General features: G+C 33.5%; 11 protein-coding genes. 3 read left to right on the forward strand and 8 right to left on the reverse strand.

What is annotated here, in order from left to right; all coding sequences use genetic code 11:
• Nucleotides 1–29: 29 nt before the first annotated feature.
• The 5 genes from ACGH6Q_RS01850 to ACGH6Q_RS01870 form a co-directional block, all read right to left on the reverse strand.
• Nucleotides 30–734 carry a DUF6602 domain-containing protein gene (locus ACGH6Q_RS01850; protein WP_085163840.1) on the reverse strand — a complete coding sequence of 235 codons (705 nt, stop codon included), beginning with the start codon at nucleotides 732–734 and terminating at the stop codon, nucleotides 30–32.
• Nucleotides 731–1,663 (reverse strand): AAA family ATPase, encoded by a 933-nt coding sequence (locus tag ACGH6Q_RS01855; protein WP_085163839.1) that lies wholly within the window; start codon nucleotides 1,661–1,663, stop codon nucleotides 731–733. The genes ACGH6Q_RS01850 and ACGH6Q_RS01855 overlap by 4 nt, the downstream gene beginning before the upstream one ends.
• Entirely contained in the window at nucleotides 1,663–2,169 is a 507-nt protein-coding gene (locus ACGH6Q_RS01860) for a hypothetical protein (RefSeq protein WP_085163838.1), read from the reverse strand. Before ACGH6Q_RS01860 ends, ACGH6Q_RS01855 begins: the two co-directional genes overlap by 1 nt.
• Nucleotides 2,170–2,180: 11 nt before the next feature.
• Nucleotides 2,181–3,143, reverse strand: coding sequence for a CBASS oligonucleotide cyclase (locus ACGH6Q_RS01865; protein WP_085163837.1), 963 nt, complete (start codon nucleotides 3,141–3,143; stop codon nucleotides 2,181–2,183).
• 816 nt (nucleotides 3,144–3,959) lie between these two features.
• On the reverse strand, nucleotides 3,960–4,550 hold the full coding sequence (locus tag ACGH6Q_RS01870; protein ID WP_143421976.1) for a hypothetical protein: 591 nt from the start codon (nucleotides 4,548–4,550) through the stop codon (nucleotides 3,960–3,962).
• Between the two features lie 446 nt (nucleotides 4,551–4,996).
• Here ACGH6Q_RS01870 and mutS point away from each other — a divergent pair, with 446 nt between their 5' ends.
• Entirely contained in the window at nucleotides 4,997–7,555 is a 2,559-nt protein-coding gene (gene mutS, locus ACGH6Q_RS01875; RefSeq protein ID WP_085163835.1) for a DNA mismatch repair protein MutS, read from the forward strand.
• Nucleotides 7,556–7,662: 107 nt separating this feature from the next.
• On the opposite strand, the gene dld is transcribed toward mutS, so the two are convergent.
• The 3 genes from dld to ACGH6Q_RS01890 form a co-directional block, all read right to left on the reverse strand.
• Complete coding sequence (gene dld, locus ACGH6Q_RS01880) at nucleotides 7,663–9,360, reverse strand: D-lactate dehydrogenase (protein WP_411591613.1); 1,698 nt, start codon at nucleotides 9,358–9,360, stop codon at nucleotides 7,663–7,665.
• 274 nt (nucleotides 9,361–9,634) lie between these two features.
• Nucleotides 9,635–10,594, reverse strand: a complete 960-nt coding sequence (gene rlmF / locus ACGH6Q_RS01885) for a 23S rRNA (adenine(1618)-N(6))-methyltransferase RlmF (RefSeq protein WP_085163833.1) — start codon at nucleotides 10,592–10,594, stop codon at nucleotides 9,635–9,637.
• 411 nt (nucleotides 10,595–11,005) lie between these two features.
• On the reverse strand, nucleotides 11,006–11,935 hold the full coding sequence (locus ACGH6Q_RS01890) for a hypothetical protein (protein ID WP_085163832.1): 930 nt from the start codon (nucleotides 11,933–11,935) through the stop codon (nucleotides 11,006–11,008).
• Nucleotides 11,936–12,722: 787 nt separating this feature from the next.
• Here ACGH6Q_RS01890 and ACGH6Q_RS01895 point away from each other — a divergent pair.
• Together ACGH6Q_RS01895 and ACGH6Q_RS01900 are read left to right on the forward strand one after the other, a co-directional pair.
• Nucleotides 12,723–14,153, forward strand: coding sequence for a sodium:proton antiporter (locus ACGH6Q_RS01895; protein ID WP_411578711.1), 1,431 nt, complete (start codon nucleotides 12,723–12,725; stop codon nucleotides 14,151–14,153).
• A 288-nt stretch (nucleotides 14,154–14,441) separates the two neighbouring features.
• Entirely contained in the window at nucleotides 14,442–14,660 is a 219-nt protein-coding gene (locus ACGH6Q_RS01900; protein ID WP_085163831.1) for a Flp family type IVb pilin, read from the forward strand.
• Nucleotides 14,661–15,149: the final 489 nt, after the last annotated feature.

The following is a 15,149-nucleotide window of genomic DNA, read 5'->3' on the forward strand; positions in this document are numbered from 1 at the left end:
ATATTAGTTCCTTTTGCTTAAGCCAGAATTTATAACCATTTAGAATAAGCTAAAATATCGATCATAGGAACGGTTCCACTGCTTTGTAATCTTGATATTAATTGAAATAAAAAAGCTGTAGCTGCCTTATCAGAGTTTGTTAATGAGTAAGTATCTCCATTTTTTATAAAATAACCATGATCAGCTATACATCCCATATCAAGTATATTATCCTTTTCCAAAGATACTTGAAGAGCGTTTCCTAATGCAGGGGTCCATTGACTTTTAAGAGTCAAAATACCTCCTATAATTGAAATAGGATCTTTGGGGGGATACTCTCCTCCAGCATGAGGAATAGGTAAGCTTGTAGATAAAAGCTTTCTTACACTAGATATTTTATTTTTAGTGTAATCAATCATTGACTTATCTGCTGTTTGTTTTACTTCAAAAATAGCATAAACACTTTCAATAGGAATAATATTCTGACCCTCATATGTAAATACAAAGGGAGAATATTGCCTATCAAAAATGGCAACATCAATTTGATCACTGAATGATCCTTTACTATCAACCAGATGTGTTTTTATTGCTTGATACCTTTTGGGTAAATAAGTATTAAAAAGATCAAGCCAAACATTTTCGGAGCCATCTCCTTTTGTTCCAGGATGTCCTAATGCTCCCCTTACAATACCAAGCCTATTAATAATGTCTTTATGCAGACTCCCTAATAACTCAGGAAGTGACCAGTCACTCATAAACTATCCTCTATAAACGGCTTAGTTGGAATAAAAGATCTAGCAATCTCTAATGCTCTATTAGGATCTATTTTTTGTGTTGGATATGCGTCTAAAATAATAGCAGGAGTAAGCCTCTGAACTATATCAGAGAAAGTAAATCCAAATTTCCTGTCTTTTGTGGGGCCAGTGGCCTCTACTAATTTCATAATATCATTATCAGTAAACTCGAAAGGAGAAAATAATGAGGAGATAACATCTTTTCTTTTATTATCATCTGGGCGATCAAAAATTAGAACCTCAGCAGCTCTACGCCTAATTGCGGGATCTAACGCATTTACTCTATTGGTACACATAATGACAGCAACAGGCAGCTTGGCATTGGTAATACTATCAATCCCTCTTATAAAGGCATTTACTCCAGCTTTGTCTTCATGATGCATCTGACTTGACTCTCTTGATTGTGCTAGAGCATCAGCTTCATCAATAAGTAAAATAATACCTCCAGTTACCTTATTTGAGTGCTTCAATTTTTCAGCTTCTTTTATTGTATGCTTAAAAGCAGAACTTATTAGTTGAGTCATTTCACCTACTCGCCCCTGTCCTCTGGAGGATAGACTTAATGGAAATAAGGTAATATCAATTTTTTCTTGTCTAGCAACAAAGTCACCTATAGTTTCAGCTAGCTCAGACTTGCCAGAACCAACATCCCCCGCTAATACAACAAGTGATGGCCTACGCAAAACAATATTCATAATATCATCAACATTTGAATAATATTTTTCAGCCCATTTTTTTAAGCCATCTTTATTTATTAATAAACCTAATATCTTAGATAGGTTAGAAATTTTATCATCCAGCCCAATTAATTTAGATAATCTTTCTTGGGCTTCAGGATCAGGGAAAGAGATAGGGTTATCAAATAGTTCAGTAGTATTAGTTTGTGTCATTAATAACTCCTTACAGAGGAACGAGATAGTGAGTGACTGCCTGATGAGTAGGTTCGATCAGACTCTAAGTATCCATTAACTGATGGCTCTTCCGCACCAACTCTTTTAAATGGTAATTTATTTTTAAAATCAGATTTTTCTTGAACTGAAAGCTTATCCCATTTACTTGTATAAGTTAAATAACTTGAAAAGCTAGCACCAACAATACTTTTCCCTGGCCTAATCTTTCCTGGGTCATCATCTACATTTGTATTTTGTAAATCTGAACTAGTATAAATTAGCGTAGGCTCTATCCATTTACCTTCTTTTTTGAAACCATAAGTGACTTTATTTAAGTATCCGTATTTAATAAGCAGCACAACTTCTTCTTCATATTTAGAAATATCACTATCAGAAGGTTTTCCATAAAAACGTTGCATTCTTTTTAAATCAGTAGCTACTTTAGCAGCAAGATACTTGGCATAAGTAATAGTAACTGTTTCAGTTGTTGTATAACTTGAAGACATATTTCCCTCGTTCACACAGTAAAAGTTGATCCAAATACTTTTTGCCAATAATAAAGCTTTTTTTCTTCCGTAGGTGCTGCTAATGCTGCATCAATAGCATCTCCTGCATCTAAAGCAGCATCTACTATCTTATCTACATTTTTTCGGCTATATAACTTTGCTGCATTGTTCTTAGAGTTAACAGGATCAATAATCTGTACAATATCACTAAATTTACTTAATTTAGATTCATCATAATAATCTGTAAAAGATATTTGTTCTTCTAGATTCGTGCGTGCAATATAAGTAAAAAAGCTCTGTAGCGCTTCTGGATAGTCTGATAAATTTTGACCTTTGTCTGATAAATAAGCAAGAATGAGCTCAATCATGAATGACTTAAATCTAAAATCAGGATCTTCATTTTTTTGTTTTCTTGCCCAAAACTTGATTAATCTAACCACCTGAGCAAAATGAGGATCATTTGCTTTCCTTGTACGAACGAACTCTAAATGCCTAGGGATACAAGTTTCTAAAAACTCACCATTTGCTTTACTAACCAAGCAACCATACCAGTTGGGATCTCCATCATAAAGTATTGGTACAATATCAACATCTAAGCCTGTTCTTCGAAACGAAACACAAATACTATAGTTTTGCCGTTTTACTTGATCAGGGGAGAAGTTTGGAAAAGCAACTTTCAGTTTATCTTCGAGATACTTTAATAAAGCATCTACATCTCTTGGTACATCAGCACCTGAAATATAACAAGCTAGATCAATATCATTTATAATTTTTAATGAAGTTCCTTTAGCAAGACTGCCTGACATAAGAATCTTTTTTAATGAGAAGTCCTCATGTTCCTTAAGATAATTTTCTAGTTTTTCCTTTAGTCTACCTGCTTGATCTCTATATTTTTTGACAAAGTCAGCTTTCAAATTGACTTTCTCTTCAGCAAATTTTTTTATGTACTTGTGATCAACATGTAGTCGACTCATGAAAACTCCCTTTTATTTTAAGTATATTATAGTTATATGGGATTTTAAAAAACTGTTTCAAGATGATTTTTTGCCTCATATTGAGAAGGAGTAACTAACTCACCACCATAAATTCTATAATATGCTTCAGCTAATAAACTCATATCTATATCTCTAATTTTTAGATACTTAGGTAAATAATAAATTAACAACTTTATAAAGATGTTCAATACTTATATTCTAATAATACATGATTCCACATATTATTAAAATATTACTTATAGCAATTAATTATTTTTCTCACGCTTTTTTAATTTTTGGGTGTAACTATCCCCTAAAATATTACAGCAAAAAATAGAAAATTCTCTATGATAAAAGTAAAGGGGATTTAATTATGAAAAAAATGACTGAACATCAAATCGTAGCTATTTTAAAAGAAGCTGAAGCAGGTATTCCTGTCAAGGTGTAAATGCCCAAACTTAGTACACAACTTGTAAATGCCCCAAACTTAGTACACAACTCACGTAGAAAATTAAGCTGCTTGTTTTAATGTTTTATACTCAATAGGTGTTCACTAGTGCCTTGATATTTACGTCCATTATCAGAATAAATACATGTAGTGGTATAAGGACACCAGGCTAATACATCGTTTTGTAAAAATTGTGCTTCGCTAAATTGGAACGTATCAGGGTAAATACTAGCATAAAGATCACGTGAAAAATCATCAATGCCAACAAATAAATATTCTCTAGTTAGTTTTGTTTTTTATGTATATTCATTACAGTAGTTTCTCAAATTACTGTAAACAACGCTAGTAAATCCTACAATTTATATTAATTATTTACGTTTATAAATTTTTGTCAAACGATATGCTCTGTTATGATAATTAGAATGATATTCGTCTTTAATTAAATCATATTGCCAAAGTAAAATATCACAGCCTATTCCATACATAAAGCTATATACAATATCATAACTTTGTTTTCTCTCGTCATCGTGATAAAAGAATTTATGATTAATATAACGTATTTTTTTTATTGGTCCGCTTCCATCTTCTTGAATATCTATAGAAAAACTAATAGAAGCAAAAGCACCTTTGTTTCGATAAATAGCAAAAAATTTTATTTGAGAAAATAAAAATTCTTTTTTTCCCAATTTAGATGATATAAATGTTATCTTTTCATTATCATAAAATATTTCCAAATGTTCATCTAAAAAATTTTCTGCTATAGCTTGATACATTATACCAATCAACGCTGCAAATAAAAAAGGTAAGAACAAAGGAAAAAGAGACTGAGAGAAACTATTTGTATAACTACACAAACAAGTAAAAAAAATTGCTTGTACTACAATCATTGACCAATAGATTAGGAAAAAAGCGAAATATTTTTGATAATTTACTGAATAAAATTGATAATAACGATCCATTGGTTACTTTTGCCCATTTTATTAATTTAAAAGTCTTAACTAATCATAAAAAAATCGAATTATAAATATCTGGTTATTAGTACAAAAATGATGTAAAAATTTATATGGCAATATAAAGATAAAAACTTTTTTATATTCAATATTGTTGAATAACCAAACCACATAAAAAGTACATAATTTAGAATAATGGGCTCGTAATGAGTCCAATTCTTTAATTAAATGCAAGCATATCCATTTTACATTAAGCCCCAAATAGCCTCTGTAATAAACCAATAATCAGTTATAATAAAATTATTATATAGATGATTACATTATACAACTTACATTTATCATAATTTATGATTAAACTAAAAATAAGAACCAGTACGAATTTATGCATCTTAATGGTTCTTTGTTAGACTAATGAATTTACTTATTACGTTGAAAGATAAAAAAAGAAAACCACCATGACTAATAAAGACAATTTAGCCAACCACACCCCAATGATGCAGCAGTATTTAAAACTTAAAGCTGAAAACCCTGATATTTTATTGTTTTATCGTATGGGTGATTTTTATGAAATGTTTTATGATGATGCCAAGCGTGCCTCGCAACTTTTAGATATTTCGCTCACAAAGCGTGGTTCGTCAAATGGTGAACCGATTCCAATGGCTGGCGTGCCTTATCATGCGGTTGAAAGTTATTTAGCAAAGTTAATCGCACTAGGGGAATCTGTTGCTATTTGTGAACAGATTGGCGATCCAGCTACTAGTAAAGGACCAGTAGAACGAAAAATTGTCCGTATTGTAACTCCTGGTACGGTAAGTGATGAGCTATTATTAGAAGATCGCAAAGACAACTTACTGGCATCAATTTGGCAATATAAAAATTATTACGGCTATGCCACACTCGATATCAGTTCAGGACGATTTTATATTTTTGAATGTGACAATTTCGAGGAAATGCAAGCCGAATTACAACGTACAAATCCTGTCGAATTACTATATCCAGAAGATTTTCAATCCATGCCATTAATTGAAAATAACTCTGGATTGCGCCGTCGCCCACAATGGGACTTTGATCTTGAAACAGCAAAACAACAGCTTAATCTACAATTTGGTACTAATGATTTAATTGGATTTGGTGTGGAAGACTGTAATTATGCACTTTGTGCAGCTGGCTGTTTGTTACAATATGTAAAAGATACTCAACGCACAGCTCTACCTCATATACGTTCAATTATCAAACAGTCGGCTTATGATTTTGTCGTGTTAGATGCCGCAACACGTCGTAATCTAGAAATCACCGAAAACCTATCTGGTGGAACTCAAAATACTGTAGCTGAAATACTTGATAAAACTCAAACACCAATGGGTAGCCGTATGCTTAAACGTTGGTTGCATTCACCAATTCGTAATTTGACTATATTACAAAATCGACAACAAGCTATTGGCGAATTACAAAATTATATTGATGAAGTTAATCCATTATTAAAACAAATTGGTGATTTGGAACGTATTTTGGCAAGACTTGCATTACATACAGCTAGACCTCGTGATTTTGCTCGTTTACGTGATGCTTATAATTTATTACCACAATTACAAACACTATTAAGTGGTCTTACTTCACCTGCGTTAATTAGCTTGCGTAAAAAAATAAATCAATTTGACCATATAGCCGAAATATTAAATCAGGCTATTGTCGAAACACCGCCGGTAATTATTCGTGATGGTGGGGTTATTGCTACTGGATATAATGCAGAACTAGACGAACTACGAAGTTTAGCGGATGGTGCAACCAATTATTTAGAACAGTTAGAAATCCGAGAACGTGAAACACTTGGCATTGACACATTAAAAGTTGGATTTAATGCTGTACATGGCTACTATATCCAAATCAGCCGTGGGCAAAGTCATTTGGCACCAATTCATTATACTCGTCGTCAAACACTGAAAAATGTTGAGCGATATATCATCCCCGAACTTAAAGAATACGAAGATAAAGTGCTAACTTCTAAAGGGCGAGCATTAGCACTCGAAAAACAACTTTACGAACAGCTATTTGATCTATTAATGCCCGACTTAGCTAATATGCAAACCAGCGCAGAAGCGATTGCAGAACTTGACGTTTTAACTAATCTTGCCGAGAGAGCATTAACGCTCAATTACCAATGTCCAACATTGTCAACACAAGCAGGTATTGAGATCCAAGACGGACGTCATGTTGTCATTGAACAAGTGCTACAAACACCATTTATTGCAAACTCACTCTCATTATTACCAAGCAGACGTATGTTAATTATTACGGGCCCAAACATGGGCGGTAAAAGTACGTATATGCGTCAAACTGCTTTAATTGTATTACTGTCTTATATTGGTAGTTTTGTCCCTGCATCAAAAGCAGTCATTGGACCTGTTGATCGCATTTTTACACGTATTGGCGCTTCTGATGATTTGGCATCTGGTCGCTCCACTTTTATGGTCGAAATGACCGAAACGGCTAACATTATGCACAATGCAACTCAACAAAGTTTAGTATTAATGGATGAAATTGGTCGAGGAACTTCAACATATGATGGACTTTCATTAGCTTGGGCTTGTGCCGAAAATTTAGCAAATGAAATCAAATCAATGACGCTTTTTGCCACTCATTACTTTGAATTAACCCAATTACCCGAACATATGCAAGGTGTTTATAATATCCACTTTGATGCCATTGAACACGATAATACCGTTGCTTTTATCCACGAAGTATCTGAAGGCGCAGCGAGTAAAAGTTTTGGTATTGCTGTTGCTGGACTTGCAGGTGTGCCTAAGGCAGTACTAAAACGAGCTAAACAAAAATTGAAAGAGCTCGAGATTATTTCAAAACAAACGGCTAACAGTGGCGTTGCTCAATCTCAACTTTCTTTTATCAACGAACCTGAACCTTCGGAAGTTGAAGAAGCGTTAAAACAGATTGATCCTGATGCTTTAACACCAAAACAAGCATTAGAAATTTTATATCAATTAAAAAAGTTGGTGTGATTTAAATAATCACTAATTGTTTTATTGTGATATTATTCTGAAAAAACCGCTAGATGTGATTTCTAGCGGTTAGTTTTAATTATGAATAGCATCTAGAATTTAAAAAATTAAGCCCAATTTTTCTTCTTAGATGTTTTACCTATGCCCGGATTAAGACTGTTTGTAGGATCAAGCTCTTGATAGAATTTTTTCAAATCCTCATTGGCATGATACAAATGCCCCACATTGTGCTCAGCTGGATATTGCGCACCACGCTGATCAAGCAATGCTAAAATCTCCTCCTTAACTTTATCACAATCTACCCCTTTTTTAGCTATATAATCTTGATGAAATACATAACAGAAAAAATGCCCATAATACATTTTATAAATAAAGTTTTGATCAATGTTTTCTGGCAGCGTTTCAAACCAATCGGTATCATTACGTCGTAGTGCGATATCTAATGCAACAATGTTTTCCACTGTTTTGCTATGTACATTACGATAAGCCGTTGCAGCACCCGCAGCGGCAAAACGGTGTAACATTGCGGCTTCGGCTTCTTTTTCGTTACATAAAAAATAATTACCATTTTTATTTTGAAAATAGTCTTTTAAAAAAGCCTCGGCTTCTGCAATCCCATCATCTGCCATTTTTAAAATAAGGTGATGTTCATAACGATCACGATAATCACGCATTGATTTTGGTAAATGATTTGGCAAAAATTTGCAAGCAAAGATAGAAAACCGATCCGAAAAATTCTTTGGAAAAAATGGAATTTTAGCGGTAACACGATCAACAAAGTTCTTAAACACAAACATGCGTGGCATCATATCTGTACCTAGCTTTTTAATGGCCAAAAAGGTCGGTTTTCCATAAACCGCGGCAATATCAAACGCCACACGGTGTATATACTCGCCCGACACTGGCAACGTTTTAAATTGGCCTAAAATATGGCGACGAATACCATTTAATTCATTGATATCATTTGTACCTATATAAAATACGGCTGATTTTTTTTCTAAAGGGAAAGTATCAAGTCGCACAGCAAAAACCATCAAACGCCCAGCACTACCTGATGCTTCATAATGACGAGCAGGATCAGCATTAAATCTAGCAGGCGTATCGGCATCTACTTCACGAACATGCTCACAATAATGGTGATCATGACCTAAACCAGCATCACGTTTAATATCCTTATCAGTATAAGTATGATTTTGAAGATTCTGTAAAATTGTTTCTGGTTCATCACCCAATTCTATACCTAAATGATTGACTAAGTGTAACTGACCTTGCGCATCTAATTGAGCAAACACCGCCATTTGCGTATAAGCAGGACCACGCTGAATAAGCGCCCCACCTGAATTATTACATACACCACCCATCACAGAAGCGCCAATGCAAGATGAACCTATAACCGAATGCGGACCTCGATGATATTTTTTTAATTCCTTTTCTAGACGAAAAAGTGTACTACCTGGTAAGCAGACAACTTGTTCACCATTTTCTATCACTTTGATACCATCCAAGCGACGAGTGCTAACAATAACAACAGGACGATCATAGTCATTACCATCAGGCGTTGAACCACCAGTTAATCCAGTATTTGCGGATTGTGTGATAACAATCACATCCGCTTCAACACACGCTTTTAACACCTGCCACTGTTCAACTAACGTTCCCGGCAAAACAACTGCCAATGCATCACCTTCACCAAAGCGAATACCTTGACGATAAGGTAATGTGCGTGCTGGATTGGTTAAAGTGTTTTTGGTACCAACAATTTCTTGTAACTTTTTAATAAGTACAGCTGACTCGTTGCTATTCATAGGGATTTTCCTTTGCGATAAAAATGGCGCTGATTATTTTATAATCAGCACATCTTAATCGAATAATCACCAATTTACTATGCAATTTTTAGTCAACAACGATTCTGTTGGGTTTTAATTTTATTATAATAAACAACAAGATATAAGTAACAACCATTTATTTGTGAATAAAAACAACAATGATAGATTTATACTATTAATTATTAAGGTCACATAGTAGTAAATAGCAAAATTTAGAATTTTTATAAAATAAAAACAATAATATTTTACCTAATTACTTTTTATTTGTGCTTTTTATTCGTGCCTTTCTTTCTACTTGATTAAAAAAAGTCCACGCTACAAACCTACTCACTTTTTGCCCTTGCGCCATGGGAATAATACGGCTTTCAACAACAGCAGCTTGTTTTAATTTTTTGTTAATTATCGACAAGGTCTCTTTTTTTGAAACTAATGAAGTAAACCACAGGCATTGAGTTTTATATTGAGTACTTTCATTAATCATATTACTAATAAAAGCACTTTCACCACCTTGACACCAAAGCTCGGCATTTTGTCCACCAAAATTAAGCACAGTTTTTTGAGTGGAATTTGTTAGCTTACCTAACTTCTTCAATTTGGTTTGCGTACTTGCCAATGCATCTTCTGCTGAAGCATGAAAAGGCGGATTGCACAGGGTTAAAGCATAAAATTCATTGGGCTTAATAATATGCTTAAAAATCGATCCACTGTCTTTTTGTAATCGACACTGCAAAGTGTTTTTTAATAACCTATTGGCTTGTGTAATTAGCAAAGCAACTTTGATCGCAACTGGATTAATATCACTCCCTACAAATGACCAACCATATTCGGCACAACCAATAATAGGGTAAATCACATTAGCCCCAACGCCAATATCTAAAACCCGAATTTGTTTACCTGTTGGAATGCTATTTTGGTTGTCTTGAGCTAATAAATCAGCCAAATAGTGAATATAATCAGCTCGACCAGGAATGGGCGGACATAAATAACCATCTGGAATATCCCAATAATTTATTTGATAATCATTCAATAACAAGGCTTTATTTAACTGTTTGACAGCCATAGGATCGGCAAAATCGATCGATAAATTGCCATAGCAATTCTGATTTACATACCGAGACAGCTCAGGCAGTATTTTAATGAGCTTTGTAAAATCATAGCCATTCTGGTGTTTGTTTCTGCAATGTAATTGAAGCTTTTTTAATGGCGTTTGCACGGTTGTCCTATTTTATCCAAAATCAAATAACCGCTATTATAACGACTTAACAGCAATATGCGAAAACCGAACAAATCAATTAATCAAAATGACTACGGTGTAGCGTTGTTTTTTACTCTAAAAACGTTTAGGTAGGCTATTGATTTTATTGAAGTTTTTATTTTATTTTTTAAATAAAATCAAACAATTATAGACTAATTTTTTATTACGTTGAATTTGGCTTTTTAATAAAAGCGCTTTTGTTATTTGATAATAGCTATTTAATAATAATTTGTTAATAACAGCCAGTTGATAGCAAAAGCGCAAGCTTGAAAATTGTATCAGTCGGAGCATTGTTTTTACTTTCAGTCATTAAAGCGCTAGGTTCACAAGCTTTGCCTGCTTAGCGCCCTAAGTATTAAAAAATAAATACTAAGGTGTGGTGCAAATAGCATTGAAGGGGAGGTACTCACCACTGCTGTAGACTCGGCCATCGAGCGAAACATGAAACGGGGTGGTGCTACCTGCCTTGTCACTCGTCCAGCATACAGCGTAGGGGCTGTTGAAGTCCTTACCACCAAAGTAACTGTGCGGTTCGCCCCATTCTGCGAAAAATCCACCGCCAATTCGACGCTGGTAATAATTACCTGATGAGCTAGAGTCGTCTATGCCATTTGAACAGAACGGCCAATTAATACCACACTTCGCATTACTTAAATCCCTTACCCTCGACATGCGATACCCCAAACCATTACACCATGCTAACTGGTCACTATGATGTGGATATCCATTTAGATTATCTCGATAGACGAACCACTGCCTCAACTCAAATCCATATTTTACTACCTCTACACCATCTCTATCTCTACCCACTAACTCAAACGTCTGTGGTAACCTTGGCTTAGCTATTTGACTAGGTTTAGGATTATTCCTTTGAGTTCTTGCCTCTGGACCTGTTAACTTAACACGGGCTACAACTCCCCTATCTTCATAAGGAATCCACCAATCCTCAGCTACAACATTTGTCACTGTTGCAGTAATTCCCCCCAAAGTAACGGGTTCCCATGTCAATTTTTCTGGTTCTATTCCTGTTATGAGCAAATCAAAATATAAACCATCCAGACCAGTGGTCGGGAAATTTTGATTATATGATTCAGGATGAATTGATTCGAAATCAATTGATTGTACTAAAAAGCCCTTATCAGGATTCCATATGTCAGCTGGGCCTGCAAATTTTCCCTTACCATTATATAGATTTGGCCTTACATAATTGATAACTGGCGACGGTATTATTATTGCATCACTACGATTACCTGTTCGATATTTTTTGCTATTCGCCTGTAAATTCCATGAAGATAACAATAATAACAGTCCCAACACCAATAAGCTTTTTGGGGACAATTTCGATAAAACATAGAGAGATAATTTGGAAGATATAAATAAGCTTCGTGTAAAAACTCGTCGAATAGGATTATTTGATAAATTTAATACATAGGTTTGCCAGTGCTGGTGTCTGGTGTCTGGTGTCTAAAATGATAATGCATTATGGTTTACCTGTCAAGTAATTATTTGTTTTATTTTATTTTTTATAATTATTCGCTTATTTAATGAGCTTATTTTCCTGTAGCGGTTAAAGTATAGCCATTTAAAAAATAGTTGGCTAGTTTTTTGGCGGATTTTTTTGTAAAGAAATGTAAATAAATTTAAATAAACATAAAGATAGAAATGATTCAGTTATAAAATAGGTGAATTTTCTAATTAAAATATGGTGTTAGTTTTAGGAGCTTTTAGTTTTTGTGGAATGATTAATATTGGTGATAACATCTAAAACGCAAACACCGCCAACAACCTTGTTTGGTGTTCTAGCTTTACTTCGTTATCGGTATATTTTGGCGCTCTGATAGGGCAAATTTATTAACATTGTGGTGCTATAAGTGTGTTTCTTGCTCTAAAATTGTTCAGGTAGACTATTGATTTTATTAAAATTTTAATTTCCAATTAAATCAGATGGTTATAGCTAACTGTGGTGTTGTTTGTGGTGGTTTTTATATTATTAAATTCCCGTTACAATATTATTGCTCAATCCTTATTAAAAATCTTAAAATTTGATAAAACTAAAACACTTTGTTATAATTTGAGCTCTTTAAAAATGAAAATACAAAAATTAATGAAAGCCCTCTGTTCCTTTATTGTTTTAACACTAATACCTTTTGATCTTTTAGCTGCTGATTTTAGCGGTGATGATTTATCAATTTGTTGGGGGATTCCGTTTGTAGGGATTTTATTTTCTATTGCATTAATGCCGCTATTTCTGTCGCGACTTTGGCATTATCATTATGGCAAAATTATTACTTTTTGGACAATGCTGTTTGTACTGTTTGCCTTATATTCTTTTGGTCTACAAACCACCATCAATCTTACTGCTCATGCAATTATAGCTGAATATATTCCTTTCATTTTGTTATTGCTTGCACTATTTACCGTTTCAGGAGGGATTTTAATTAAGAGCGATGTGCTTAGCACACCCAAACTAAACGTTGGTTTGCTTGCGATAGGTACACTGTTAGCCTCACTCATGGGCACTACTGGCGCAGCTATGTTAATGATTAGACCTTTAATCAGAGCTAATCGCAATCGTAAATATGCCGTACATTCCATTGTCTTTTTTATCTTTTTAGTAGCAAACATTGGCGGTGGATTAACACCACTCGGCGATCCACCTTTATTTATTGGCTTTTTAAAAGGTGTTAATTTTGGATGGACAATTCAACATATGTTGTTGCCAGTTTTGTTTAGTTCAATTTTGTTATTAGCAATTTATTATAAGATTGATTGCTACTACTTTCGTACCCAATATGGTGATTCGCTTACGTTAACTTCTGCTAAAAAAGCTAGCACTATTAAGGTTTATGGTGTAAGCAATATCTTTTTATTGGTAATCATTATTGCCTGCGTGTTAATATCTGGTATTTGGCATTCATCGGTTAATTTTACGGTTTTAGGAACACATATTGCTTTACAAAATTTAATTCGTGATACTATTTTTATCATGATTACCCTATTTTCTATGTTAATTACCCCTAAACAAGTACGTGCCGGTAACGAATTTAATTGGGAGCCTATCATTGAAGTTGCTAAGCTGTTTATCGGGATTTTTATTACTATCGTCCCTGTACTTGCTATTTTACGAGCAGGTAGCCATGGTGCATTAGCCCCAATAATATCACTAGTAACAAATGAACAAGGACAACCGATCAATAGCATGTATTTTTGGCTATCAGGTCTACTTTCAGGATTCTTAGATAATGCCCCCACTTATTTGGTCTTCTTTAATCTAGCTTCGGGCGATGCCACTATTTTAATGAATATATTAGAAAAAACCTTACTCGCTATTTCAATGGGTTCAGTTTTTATGGGAGCTCTTAGCTATATAGGTAATGCACCTAACCTTATGGTCAAAAGCATTGCAATTCAAAATAAAATTAACATGCCAAGCTTTTTTAGTTACATGAAATGGTCTGTATGTATTTTAATCCCAGTGTTTATCATTGATAATTTGGTGTTTTTTCTACTCTTTTAATTTAGGCTACTAACAAACTAAAATAACTGTGTAATATAGCGCAATTTTTTTGGAGTTGTTTAGATTACTGTAAACTTTACAAGTACTTCCTAAAGTTAAAAAAATTTACTTAAAGGCAACGTATCAATTATCAAACTGATGTTATTGAATACTATTTAACAAATAATCGATTATATAAAACCCATTTACTTGAATTTTATTCTATTTGTCGTTAGAATTGTAAAATAAACATTAAAAGGAATTCATTTACATAAAAATACAAATAATATTAAATGAAAGGATAAAGTGATGAAAGAATGCATAATGAATATTCTAGTTAATACTTTTCTAGCTAAATTTATTCAAAATAAGCAAGGCATAACGGTAGTTGAATATGCGGTTATTTCAGCTGGAATTTCGGTAATCATATTTACAATATTTAGAGGACAATCAGGTCCAATGCATGATATGTTTTATACTGTATTTTCATCAATACAGGACAGATTAGTTATTATAGTAAATCAGTAATTGAGGTATGATTAAACTAAACATCATGCTCTGCTAACTTATTTTTATGAAATAAATCTTTAAAATAAAAAAAGTGGTTGTTGACTGAATATAGATAGTCAATATGCATTTTAGTATCAATAATTATTATCGGTACTTTTTGATATTTTTGGTCTTTAAAAATGTCGACACCACCTATAAGTTACACAAAAAATATTATAAATTGTAAGAAAATATCAACTCCAAGGTTAGATTAAACTTGTGGCATTATATCATCAGTGCACTCACGATATGAACAAGTAGACTCAGCAACTTGATCATGTTTATCATAGCAAAACTTAATCCCCCCAAGTATCAATATCAATACTATCGAGTTTTATGCTCTATTTAACAATTTTATTAAGCTCCGTTAATATCTCTTTTTATAAATGAATAGGGACTGTTGATCTTTGCTGTACATAAATTACTCAACAATACATTGGCAGCCACATTAACATAAATGCCAGTGAT

Origin of the sequence: Gilliamella sp. BG2, assembly GCF_046635645.1 — a bacterium.
GTDB classification, from domain to species: Bacteria; Pseudomonadota; Gammaproteobacteria; order Enterobacterales; family Orbaceae; genus Gilliamella; species Gilliamella bombi.

What these genes read in the sequence shown, in the direction of transcription:
- ACGH6Q_RS01850 (WP_085163840.1), bottom strand. Translation starts at nt 734, where the DNA reads ATGAGTGACTGGTCACTTCCTGAGTTATTAGGGAGTCTGCATAAAGAC.
- ACGH6Q_RS01855 (WP_085163839.1), bottom strand. Translation starts at nt 1,663, where the DNA reads ATGACACAAACTAATACTACTGAACTATTTGATAACCCTATCTCTTTC.
- ACGH6Q_RS01860 (WP_085163838.1), bottom strand. Translation starts at nt 2,169, where the DNA reads ATGTCTTCAAGTTATACAACAACTGAAACAGTTACTATTACTTATGCC.
- ACGH6Q_RS01865 (WP_085163837.1), bottom strand. Translation starts at nt 3,143, where the DNA reads ATGAGTCGACTACATGTTGATCACAAGTACATAAAAAAATTTGCTGAA.
- ACGH6Q_RS01870 (WP_143421976.1), bottom strand. Translation starts at nt 4,550, where the DNA reads ATGGATCGTTATTATCAATTTTATTCAGTAAATTATCAAAAATATTTC.
- mutS (WP_085163835.1), top strand. Translation starts at nt 4,997, where the DNA reads ATGACTAATAAAGACAATTTAGCCAACCACACCCCAATGATGCAGCAG.
- dld (WP_411591613.1), bottom strand. Translation starts at nt 9,360, where the DNA reads ATGAATAGCAACGAGTCAGCTGTACTTATTAAAAAGTTACAAGAAATT.
- ACGH6Q_RS01895 (WP_411578711.1), top strand. Translation starts at nt 12,723, where the DNA reads ATGAAAATACAAAAATTAATGAAAGCCCTCTGTTCCTTTATTGTTTTA.
- ACGH6Q_RS01900 (WP_085163831.1), top strand. Translation starts at nt 14,442, where the DNA reads ATGAAAGAATGCATAATGAATATTCTAGTTAATACTTTTCTAGCTAAA.